Below are 9,718 nucleotides of genomic sequence, written 5' to 3' on the forward strand. Positions count from 1 at the left end.
GGCTGAAGCGATTGCCCTGGGCCGTCGGTCGCCCGGGCTTGACGCCCGAAAGGCGATGGGGCAGGAAAGCGCCGCGTTCTGGCCGGGCCTGCCCGGCCGTTTTGCGTTTCGGTCCTCCGGGCGCAACACCCATCATCCACAAGAGGTCGCGCCATGGCCAAGGCCGTCACTGTCAAGATCAAGCTGCTCTCGACCGCCGATACCGGCTATTTCTACGTCACCAAGAAGAACTCCCGCACCAAGACCGACAAGCTGTCGTTCAAGAAGTACGACCCGGTCGCGCGCAAGCACGTCGAGTTCAAGGAAACCAAGATCAAGTGAGCTGGGGCGAGATCTGACGATCTTGCGGCGGCATCGTTCAGCGTGAGAAAGGCCGCCCGTCGTCGGGACGGCCTTTTTGCGTTGGCGCGGCTCCGTCAGCCGAACAGGTACAGCGCGCCCGGCAGGGCGACGAAGCCGGCGGCGCAGCCATAGGCGAGCCACAGGCCGGGCCGGCGGGCGGCGAGGCGGCGCAGGCGCTTGGCGGTCGGCCCGGCCTTGACGGTGCGCCCGTTCACGCACGAGCAGAGCAGGCGATGAGCCTCGCCGGTGCTCAGCGCGAAGAAGCGGCGGGCTTCCCCGAAGGTATCGTCGGCCAGTCCGTTCGCCCGCAGCACCGGATCGGCATAGGCGAAGGCGAGCGGCGAATTGTCGGCCCGGATCGCCGCCCGCTCCGTCCGGGGCACGAACTCGATCTCCTCCAGCGTGATGAAGCTGCGATCGGGATCGCGTTCGAGGATCTCGGCGAAGCGTTCGAGACGGGCGCGGCGGCCCTCGAGAGGCGTCCTGCCTTCAAGGGGCGGGACCGTCCCGACATCGGCGATGTCACGGATGTGGCGAAGCGGCTGATGTTCCATGCTGGGCACCTCGTCGATGCGCGGCAGCTCCTTGCGCGCTGCTGGTGCGCCAGCATGCTCCAAGCATCCGCCCGATGCATGGGCCTGCGTTAACACATTCTCTCGATCGACATACTGCCACGCTTGAAGCAAATCCCGGTGAATCCGGCGGTGGCAAGGACGTGAAGACATCGCGTTCAGCGCGGCCGTCGGCCATCCAGCGGGCGCTCCGCGACCGCTGGACGCATGAATCGAGGCGACAGGCCCCGAGGGGGCCCCGAGAGAGCCTAAGTCACGTCGAACCAGCCCCACAGGCCGGTATCGAACCGCTCCAGGGCGGTGGCGCTCAACAACCACCGGCCGGGATTGTCGGCCAGGAAGGCGATCCGGGCGGTGCGGCCCTCCAGCAGCTGGAACGTGTCGAGCCAGTACGGCTCCCAGCCGTCGTCGAGGGGGTGGAGCAGCCGGAAGACGTGTCCGTGCAGGTGGAGCGATTGCGGGAAGGCCGTGGTGTTGGTGAGCGCCAGCACCACGGCGGTGTTGCGCTTGACCGAGAACAGGGGCGGGTTCTCCGCCCGGCCGGCGGCGCCGTTCAGCGTCCAGATCCGGGTCGGGTCGCCGGTGAAGACCGGGGCGGCCTCGGGCTTGGCCTTGTCGAACACCGCGCCACCCGCGATGGCGATGTCGCGCCGGAAGGCGTTCTGAAGCTTGATCTCCGGCGGCAGCAGGGTGTTCTCGCCGATCGGCGCCACCGGCGGCCGGGCCGCGACCGGCTCGCCCTTCGGCACGATGCGGGCGAGCGGCATCCCCTGCCCGATCAGCGCCACGACGCTTCCGGCCGGGTCGGAGGCCGCCGGCACGTCGAGGAGGATGTCGTAGCGGGTGCCGGGCTGGAACGGGAGCGTGGCGCGCAGGGGCTCGAAGGTGTCGGTCGGCTGCCCGTCCACCGCCGCCACCCAGGCTTTGAGGCCGTCGAAGCGGATCCGCGTCGCCCGGGCGTTGCAGGCATTGGCGAGCCGCAGACGCAGGCGGGTGCCCGGCGCCGCCTCGATCGTCTCGGGGGTGGGCCGTCCATTGACGGTGAGCGCGTTGCCGAGCCGGCCCGCACTCGCCGCGAAGGCGACCTGCCCGAAACCCGCGAGCGTCCCGTCGGCCTCGAGGCGCCAATCCTGGAGCAGCAGCGGCACGTCGCGGTCGACCACCGGAGGCTTCGTCTCCTCGACCACCAGCATCCCGGACAGCCCGCGCCCGGCCGGCTCGCTCGACCCGCCGACCACGAGCGGGCGAATCAGGAAGGTGCCGGCATCCGGCGGGGTGAACTCGTAGAGAAAGCTCGCGCCGGGGGCGACCGGGCTCTGGGTGACTCCGCCGACGCCGTCCATGGCGTTGCGGTTGCGCACGCCGTGCCAGTGCAGCGACAGGGGCCGCTCGGTCTTGTTCTCCAGGCGCAGCCGGACCGCCTCGCCGCGCTTGATCCGCAGGACCGGCGGTGCCGCCGGTCCGCCGGCCTTGCCGTCGAAGGTCCAGACCGGGGTCTCGGGCGCCGGCTCCGGCTTGATCCGCGTCGTCGCGGGCGCCGCAATCAGCGGCCGCGCCTCCGCCGCGCCGGGCGCTCCCTGCGCGGGCGCTCGCTGCGCAGGCGTCCCGGACGGAGCGCCTTGCGCCCGGGCAAGGGCGGGCGCCAGGGAGAGCGCGGCGCCGGCGAGCAGCGCGCGGCGCGAGGGCGGCAGGGACGACGGCATGGCACCTCGCTGAACGGAGCGGACGATCGCGCGCGGGGCAGGCGGCCTGACGCGGCGACCCGCCTTGTAGCCGGGGCGCGGGCGCGCGGCGAGGCGCCGGTTAAAATTCTTGCTGCGTGACCGATCCACCATGCTATAGAGCCGCGCCCGGGCGCGTAAGGCCCCGGGCGCGAGCGTCGCGGGCGTGGCGGAATTGGTAGACGCGCTGGATTTAGGTTCCAGTGACGAGAGTCGTGGGGGTTCGAGCCCCTCCGCCCGCACCACATCCGCCAGGCGACACGACGGATTGGGTTCAAGCAGCAAGCCCGGCTCCTTGTCCTGACGGTCCCGTCGCACGGTGCAAGCCCGCGCCGTCCGGGCCGCAGCCAGGCCGGATTCGAAGGTGCAAGGCGGAATGACGACGATGCAGGTGACCGAGACCAAGTCCGACGGGCTCAAGCGCGAATTCCAGGTGGTTCTGCCCGCGGCCGAGCTGGAGAGCCGGCTCGCGACCGAACTCGACGGGATCAAGGGCAAGGTGCAGCTCAAGGGCTTCCGCCCGGGCAAGGTGCCGGTCGCCCACCTGCGCAAGGTCTATGGCCGTTCCGTGATGGCCGACGTCGTCCAGAACGCCATCAACGAGGCCAACCAGAAGATCGTCGAGGACAACAAGCTCAAGCTCGCCCTCGAGCCTCAGGTGCAGATGCCCGAGGACAAGGACGCGATCGAGAAGGCGCTCGACGCCAAGGCCGATCTCGCCTTCAAGATCGCACTCGAGGTGATGCCGAGCTTCGACCTGGTCGATCTGTCCGACGTGAGCCTGACCAAGCTCGTCGTCACCCCCTCCGACGAGGAGATCAACGCCACGATCGAGCGGATGGCGGCCGCCAACCGTCCGTTCACTGACCGTCCCGAGGGCCAGTACGCCGAGACCGGCGACCGGGTCATCATCGACTTCACCGGCCGGATCGACGGCACCCCGTTCGAGGGCGGCAGCGGCGAGGACGTCAGCCTCGAACTCGGCTCGAACACCTTCATCCCCGGCTTCGAGGACCAGCTGCTCGGCGCCCGGGTCGGTGACGTGCGCCTGGTCCAGGTCACCTTCCCGGAAGCCTATGGGGCCGAGCACCTCGCCGGCAAGGCCGCCGAGTTCGACGTCACCATGAAGGGCATCCAGTATCCGGGTCAGCTGACGATCGACGACGAGCTGGCCAAGACCTTCGGCATGGACTCGCTCGACGCCCTCAAGGACGCCGTGCGCAGCACCATGGGCCGCGAATACGAGGCGGCCTCGCGCCAGAAGCTCAAGAAGGGCCTCCTTGATGCCCTCGACAGCCGCTACTCCTTCGAGTTGCCCCCGAGCCTCGTCCATCAGGAATTCGCGGCCGTGTGGGCCCAGGTCGAGCAGGACCTGAAGAACCGCGGCAAGACCTTCGAGGACGAGGACACCACCGAGGAGAAGGCGCGGGCCGAGTACCGCCGGATCGCCGAGCGCCGCGTGCGCCTTGGGCTGGTGCTTGCGCAGGCCGGCGAGAGCGCCGATATCAAGGTCTCGGACGACGAGGTGAATCAGGCCCTGATCGCCCGTATCCGTCAGTTCCCGGGCCAGGAGCAGCAGGTCTGGGATTTCTACCGCAAGACCCCGCAGGCGCTGGCCGAGCTGCGCGCCCCGCTGTTCGAGGAGAAGGTGGTTGACCACGTTCTCGGGCAGGTCAAACTGGTCGAGGAGCCCGTCTCCAAGGAGACGCTGTTCGCCGACGAGGATGAGGCCGAGGCGGGCACCAAGGGCGGCACGGCGCAGGCCGAGCCGGCCGAGGCCGCTCCCGCGGGTGAGTCCTACCCGGCCTGATCCCCGGCCGACCCCTTCGAACGGGCGGCGGACGGGGCCTGCGAGGTCGTTCGTTCCGCCGTCATCCCGGCCGCCGCAGGCGGCCGGGTTCCGTTCAGAGGGCCAGTGAGATGAGAGATCCGGTCGAGTATTACAACAGCGCGCTCGTTCCCATGGTGGTCGAGCAGTCGAGCCGCGGCGAGCGTGCCTTCGACATCTATTCGCGCCTGCTGCGCGAGCGCATCATCTTCCTGACCGGCCCGGTCGAGGATTATTCCGCGTCGCTGATCGTGGCGCAGCTGCTGTTCCTCGAAGCGGAGAACCCGAAGAAGGAAATCTCCTTCTACATCAACTCGCCGGGTGGTGTGGTCACCTCCGGCCTGTCGATCTACGACACGATGCAGTTCATCCGTTGCCCGGTGGCCACGCTCTGCGTCGGCCAGGCGGCCTCGATGGGCTCGCTGCTCCTGGCTGCCGGTGAGGCCGGCCACCGCTTCGCCCTGCCGAACGCCCGGATCATGGTGCACCAGCCCTCCGGCGGCTTCCAGGGCCAGGCCACCGACATCCTGATCCATGCCCGCGAGATCGAGGCGCTGAAGCGGCGCCTCAACGAGATCTACGTGAAGCACACCGGCCGCGACTACGACGCCATCGAGCAGGGACTGGAGCGCGACAACTTCATGACCGCCGACGCGGCCAAGGAGTGGGGCCTGATCGACGAGGTGCTCCAGAAGCGGGCCGAGGCGCAGGCGTAACCGCCTGCGGCCACGCACCCCGCCGGGGGAAACCCCTCCGGCGGGAGCCGCCGTCCCGGTTGGCGGATGCCCGATGCGGCTATTTGGCGAGTGCCTGTCGCATCCATGGGATTGATCCGGCGGTGGCTGCGTGTTTGCATCGCGATTCTGCGTCGGGCGCTCGGCGCGCGGGAGGCGGTGACTGTTTCTTTAGCCGGGCGCCACTATCTAAAAGCGATGCGGTCGCGTCCCCGGGGCGGGGCCGGTCGGGGACTTGGAGACCCATATGAGCAAGGCTGGCGGCAACGACTCGAAGAGCACGCTGTACTGCTCGTTCTGCGGCAAGAGCCAGCACGAGGTTCGAAAGCTGATCGCGGGCCCGACCGTCTTCATCTGCGATGAGTGCGTCGAGCTGTGCATGGACATCATTCGCGAGGAATCGAAGTCCTCGCTGGTGAAGTCGCGGGACGGCGTACCCACCCCGAAGGAGATTCGGCGGGTTCTGGATGACTACGTCATCGGGCAGGACTTTGCCAAGAAGGTCCTGTCGGTGGCTGTGCACAACCACTACAAGCGCCTGGCGCACGCGACCAAGCACAACGACGTCGAGCTGGCGAAGTCCAACATCCTGCTGATCGGTCCGACCGGCTCGGGCAAGACGCTTCTGGCTCAGACGCTGGCGCGCATCCTCGATGTGCCATTCACGATGGCCGACGCGACGACGCTGACCGAAGCCGGTTACGTCGGTGAGGATGTCGAGAACATCATCCTCAAGCTGCTCCAGGCGTCGGACTACAACGTCGAGCGGGCGCAGCGCGGCATCGTCTACATCGACGAAATCGACAAGATTTCCCGCAAGTCGGATAACCCCTCCATCACCCGCGACGTGTCGGGCGAGGGCGTGCAGCAAGCCCTCCTGAAGATCATGGAGGGCACGGTCGCCAGCGTACCGCCGCAGGGCGGGCGCAAGCATCCGCAGCAGGAATTCCTCCAGGTCGACACGACCAACATCCTGTTCATCTGCGGCGGCGCCTTCGCGGGGCTGGAGCGGATCATCTCGGCCCGCGGCAAGGGCACCTCGATCGGCTTCGGCGCCACCGTCCAGGCCCCGGACGATCGTCGCACCGGCGAGATTTTTCGCAATGTCGAGCCCGAGGACCTGCTGAAGTTCGGCCTGATCCCCGAATTCGTCGGCCGTCTCCCGGTCCTGGCGACCCTGGAGGATCTCGACGAGACCGCGCTGAAGCGCATCCTCCAGGAGCCGAAGAACGCCCTGGTCAAGCAGTACCAGCGCCTGTTCGAGATGGAGAACGTCGATCTGACGTTCCAGGAGGAGGCGCTGAGCCTCGTCGCCCGCAAGGCCATCGAGCGCAAGACCGGTGCCCGCGGCCTGCGCTCGATCCTGGAGAGCATCCTGCTCGAGACGATGTACGATCTGCCGGGCCTCGATTCGGTCGAGCAGGTGGTGATCGGACCGGAGGTCGTCGACGGCAAGTCGCGGCCGCTCTACATCCACGGCGACCGTGGCAAGGATGCACCGGCGAGCGCCAGCGCCTGATCGTCACCCGGAGGCCGCCGCAACAACGGCGGCCTCTTGCTTTGAGACGCGGCCGAATGCGGCCGGGTGGCACGGTGCTTGAAAGCGGCATCCGGAGCAGCCACCTGAGAGTCAACGCGGCGGCCGCATGCTCACGAGAAACGAGGTGCGGTGCCGCGACCCGGCCGCTCTCCTCGTTCCGACCCCCGCGGCCCGGTCGGCCCCCCGTTCCTCCTGCTTTTCCCCTGCGAGGGGAGGGACCTGGGCGTCACCACACAAGGAAGTCAGTCAATGACCCAGCCGAAATCGCGCCAGCCCGTCGTCCCCGGATCGACCGGGACCTATGCGGTCCTGCCGCTGCGCGACATCGTGGTCTTCCCGCACATGATCGTGCCGCTCTTCGTCGGCCGCGAGAAATCGATCCGGGCCCTCGAGGAGGCGGTGCGGACCGACCGTCACATCCTGCTCGCCACTCAGGTCAACGCCACCGACGACGATCCGGCCACCGACGCGATCTACACCATCGGCACGCTCGCCAGCGTGCTCCAGCTGCTCAAGCTCCCCGACGGCACCGTGAAGGTGCTGGTTGAGGGCGGCGGCCGGGCCAAGATCCAGGATTTCGTCCGCTCGGACGAGTATTACGCCGCCGAGGCCGAAGTCCTGCCGAACGACCTCGGCGACAAGATCGAGGCCGAGGCGCTCGCGCGCTCGGTGATCTCGGAGTTCGAGAACTACGTCAAGCTTAACAAGAAGATCTCGCCCGAGGTGGTCTCGGCGGTGATCCAGATCGACGAGCCCTCGAAGCTCGCCGATACGGTCGCGTCGCACCTCGCGGTCAAGATCTCCGACAAGCAGGCGATCCTCGAGATCCCGACCGTCGCCCAGAGGCTGGAGCGCGTGCTCTCGCTGATGGAGAGCGAGATCTCGGTGTTGCAGGTCGAGAAGCGCATCCGCACCCGCGTCAAGCGGCAGATGGAGAAGACCCAGCGCGAGTACTACCTGAATGAGCAGATGAAGGCCATTCAGAAGGAACTCGGCGACGAGGATGGCCGCGACGAGCTGGCCGAGCTCGAGGACAAGATCGAGAAGACCAAGCTGTCGAAGGAGGCGCGGGACAAGGCGCTGGCCGAGCTGAAGAAGCTGCGCCAGATGTCGCCGATGTCGGCCGAGGCGACGGTCGTGCGCAACTATCTCGACTGGATGCTCGGCATCCCGTGGGGGAAGCGCTCGAAGATCAAGAAGGATCTGCCCGGCGCGCAGGCCATGCTCGATGCCGATCATTTCGGTCTCGACAAGGTCAAGGAGCGGATTGTCGAGTACCTGGCGGTACAGCAGCGCGCCAACAAGCTCACCGGCCCGATCCTCTGCCTCGTCGGACCGCCCGGCGTCGGCAAGACCTCGCTCGGCAAGTCGATCGCCAAGGCGACGGGCCGGGAGTTCGTTCGCATGTCGCTCGGCGGCGTCCGTGACGAGGCCGAGATCCGCGGTCACCGGCGGACCTATATCGGCTCGATGCCCGGCAAGATCGTGCAGTCGATGCGCAAGGCCAAGACCTCGAACCCGCTCATCCTGCTCGACGAGATCGACAAGATGGGCATGGATTTCCGCGGCGACCCGTCTGCGGCGCTCCTTGAGGTGCTGGATCCGGAGCAGAACGCGACCTTCAACGACCATTACCTCGAGGTCGATTACGACCTGTCGAACGTGATGTTCGTGACCACGGCCAACACCCTCAACATCCCGCCGGCCCTTCTGGACCGGATGGAGGTGATCCGCATCGCCGGCTACACCGAGGAGGAGAAGGTCGAGATTGCGCGCAAGCACCTGATGCCCGGTGCCCTGAAGAAGCACGGCCTTGAGCCCAAGGAATGGTCGATCACCGATGACGGCCTGATGCTCCTGATCCGCCGTTACACCCGTGAGGCGGGCGTGCGGAACCTGGAGCGCGAGATCTCGAACCTGATCCGCAAGGCGGTGAAGGAGATCCTGATGTCGGGGGTGAAGAGCGTGACGGTCTCGGCCGACAACCTCGATACCTTCCTCGGCCCGGCGAAGTTCCGCTACGGCGAGGTCGAGACCGACGATCAGGTCGGCGCTGTCACCGGCTTGGCCTGGACCGAGGTCGGCGGCGAGCTGCTCACGATCGAAGGCATCATGATGCCCGGCAAGGGCAAGATGACGGTGACCGGCAACTTGCGCGACGTGATGAAGGAATCGATCTCGGCGGCGGCGTCCTACGTCCGCTCGCGGGCCGTCGATTTCGGCGTCGAGCCGCCTATGTTCGAGCGCCGGGACATCCACGTCCACGTGCCGGAGGGCGCGACCCCGAAGGACGGGCCCTCGGCCGGCATCGCCATGGCGACGGCGATCGTCTCGGTCATCACCGGCATCCCGGTGCGCCGCGACATCGCCATGACCGGCGAGGTCACCTTGCGCGGTCGGGTGCTGCCGATCGGCGGTCTCAAGGAGAAGCTGCTGGCGGCTCTGCGGGGCGGCATCAAGATCGTGCTGATCCCGGAGGAGAACGCCAAGGATCTGGTGGAACTTCCGGACAGCGTGAAGAACGGGCTTGAGATCGTCCCCGTCTCGCGCATGGACCAGGTTCTCGAGCGGGCGCTGATCCGCAAGCCAGAGGCGATCGACTGGGACGAGCCGCTCCCGAAGGCGTCGCCCACCCGGTCGGAGGACGACGCGTCGGGGCTGGTGGCGCACTAACGCCCTGACCGATTGCGGCTCACGGAAAGGCCCCCGGATCCGACGATCCGGGGGCCTTTTTTTGCTCGGGCCGGAGCCCCCTCGCCTGAGGCGAAAACCCGGGCGATCAGGCGCTCCGACGACGGCCCAACCCGCTGTTCTTCGCGAGTTCGGAGCGCTGGGCGGCATAGTTGGCGGCGACCATCGGGTAGTCGTGCGGCAGCCCCCACTTGCGGCGGTACTCCTCGGGAGTGAGGCCGCGGGTCGAGAGGTGGCGCTTGAGCGACTTGTACTGACGGCCGTCCTCAAGGCTGATCAGGTAGTCCGGG

8 protein-coding genes and 1 tRNA gene are annotated in these 9,718 nt (G+C 67.7%); 6 read left to right on the forward strand and 3 right to left on the reverse strand.

All coding sequences use genetic code 11. From position 1 onward, the window contains the following. Nucleotides 1–153: 153 nt before the first annotated feature. Complete coding sequence (gene rpmG, locus VP06_RS14890; protein ID WP_048464567.1) at nucleotides 154–321, forward strand: 50S ribosomal protein L33; 168 nt, start codon at nucleotides 154–156, stop codon at nucleotides 319–321. Between the two features lie 95 nt (nucleotides 322–416). Here the strand turns inward: rpmG and VP06_RS14895 are convergent, their stop codons facing one another. Together VP06_RS14895 and VP06_RS14900 are read right to left on the reverse strand one after the other, a co-directional pair. Next, entirely contained in the window at nucleotides 417–896 is a 480-nt protein-coding gene (locus VP06_RS14895) for a hypothetical protein (protein ID WP_048464568.1), read from the reverse strand. Between the two features lie 266 nt (nucleotides 897–1,162). Continuing rightward, nucleotides 1,163–2,617, reverse strand: coding sequence for a multicopper oxidase family protein (locus VP06_RS14900; protein ID WP_048464569.1), 1,455 nt, complete (start codon nucleotides 2,615–2,617; stop codon nucleotides 1,163–1,165). 178 nt (nucleotides 2,618–2,795) lie between these two features. Here VP06_RS14900 and VP06_RS14905 point away from each other — a divergent pair. From VP06_RS14905 to lon, 5 genes are all read left to right on the forward strand, one after another. Further along, nucleotides 2,796–2,880: transfer RNA gene (locus tag VP06_RS14905), tRNA-Leu, on the forward strand. A 140-nt stretch (nucleotides 2,881–3,020) separates the two neighbouring features. Next, entirely contained in the window at nucleotides 3,021–4,445 is a 1,425-nt protein-coding gene (gene tig, locus VP06_RS14910) for a trigger factor (protein ID WP_048464573.1), read from the forward strand. Nucleotides 4,446–4,555: 110 nt separating this feature from the next. Further along, the gene (locus VP06_RS14915) at nucleotides 4,556–5,179 is read left to right on the forward strand and encodes an ATP-dependent Clp protease proteolytic subunit (protein WP_048464570.1); all 624 of its coding nucleotides are present in this window, start codon (nucleotides 4,556–4,558) and stop codon (nucleotides 5,177–5,179) included. Between the two features lie 265 nt (nucleotides 5,180–5,444). Then, nucleotides 5,445–6,716, forward strand: a complete 1,272-nt coding sequence (gene clpX / locus VP06_RS14920; protein WP_048445376.1) for an ATP-dependent Clp protease ATP-binding subunit ClpX — start codon at nucleotides 5,445–5,447, stop codon at nucleotides 6,714–6,716. A gap of 270 nt (nucleotides 6,717–6,986) precedes the next feature. After that, on the forward strand, nucleotides 6,987–9,410 hold the full coding sequence (gene lon, locus VP06_RS14925) for an endopeptidase La (RefSeq protein ID WP_048464571.1): 2,424 nt from the start codon (nucleotides 6,987–6,989) through the stop codon (nucleotides 9,408–9,410). Nucleotides 9,411–9,516: 106 nt separating this feature from the next. Here the strand turns inward: lon and VP06_RS14930 are convergent. Next, on the reverse strand, nucleotides 9,517–9,718 hold a 202-nt coding region (locus VP06_RS14930), incomplete at its 5' end, for a Ros/MucR family transcriptional regulator (RefSeq protein WP_048464572.1).

It is taken from the genome of Methylobacterium aquaticum (assembly GCF_001043915.1).
Lineage (GTDB): Bacteria > Pseudomonadota > Alphaproteobacteria > Rhizobiales > Beijerinckiaceae > Methylobacterium > Methylobacterium aquaticum.

What these genes read in the sequence shown, in the direction of transcription:
- rpmG (WP_048464567.1), top strand. Translation starts at nt 154, where the DNA reads ATGGCCAAGGCCGTCACTGTCAAGATCAAGCTGCTCTCGACCGCCGAT.
- VP06_RS14895 (WP_048464568.1), bottom strand. Translation starts at nt 896, where the DNA reads ATGGAACATCAGCCGCTTCGCCACATCCGTGACATCGCCGATGTCGGG.
- VP06_RS14900 (WP_048464569.1), bottom strand. Translation starts at nt 2,617, where the DNA reads ATGCCGTCGTCCCTGCCGCCCTCGCGCCGCGCGCTGCTCGCCGGCGCC.
- tig (WP_048464573.1), top strand. Translation starts at nt 3,021, where the DNA reads ATGCAGGTGACCGAGACCAAGTCCGACGGGCTCAAGCGCGAATTCCAG.
- VP06_RS14915 (WP_048464570.1), top strand. Translation starts at nt 4,556, where the DNA reads ATGAGAGATCCGGTCGAGTATTACAACAGCGCGCTCGTTCCCATGGTG.
- clpX (WP_048445376.1), top strand. Translation starts at nt 5,445, where the DNA reads ATGAGCAAGGCTGGCGGCAACGACTCGAAGAGCACGCTGTACTGCTCG.
- lon (WP_048464571.1), top strand. Translation starts at nt 6,987, where the DNA reads ATGACCCAGCCGAAATCGCGCCAGCCCGTCGTCCCCGGATCGACCGGG.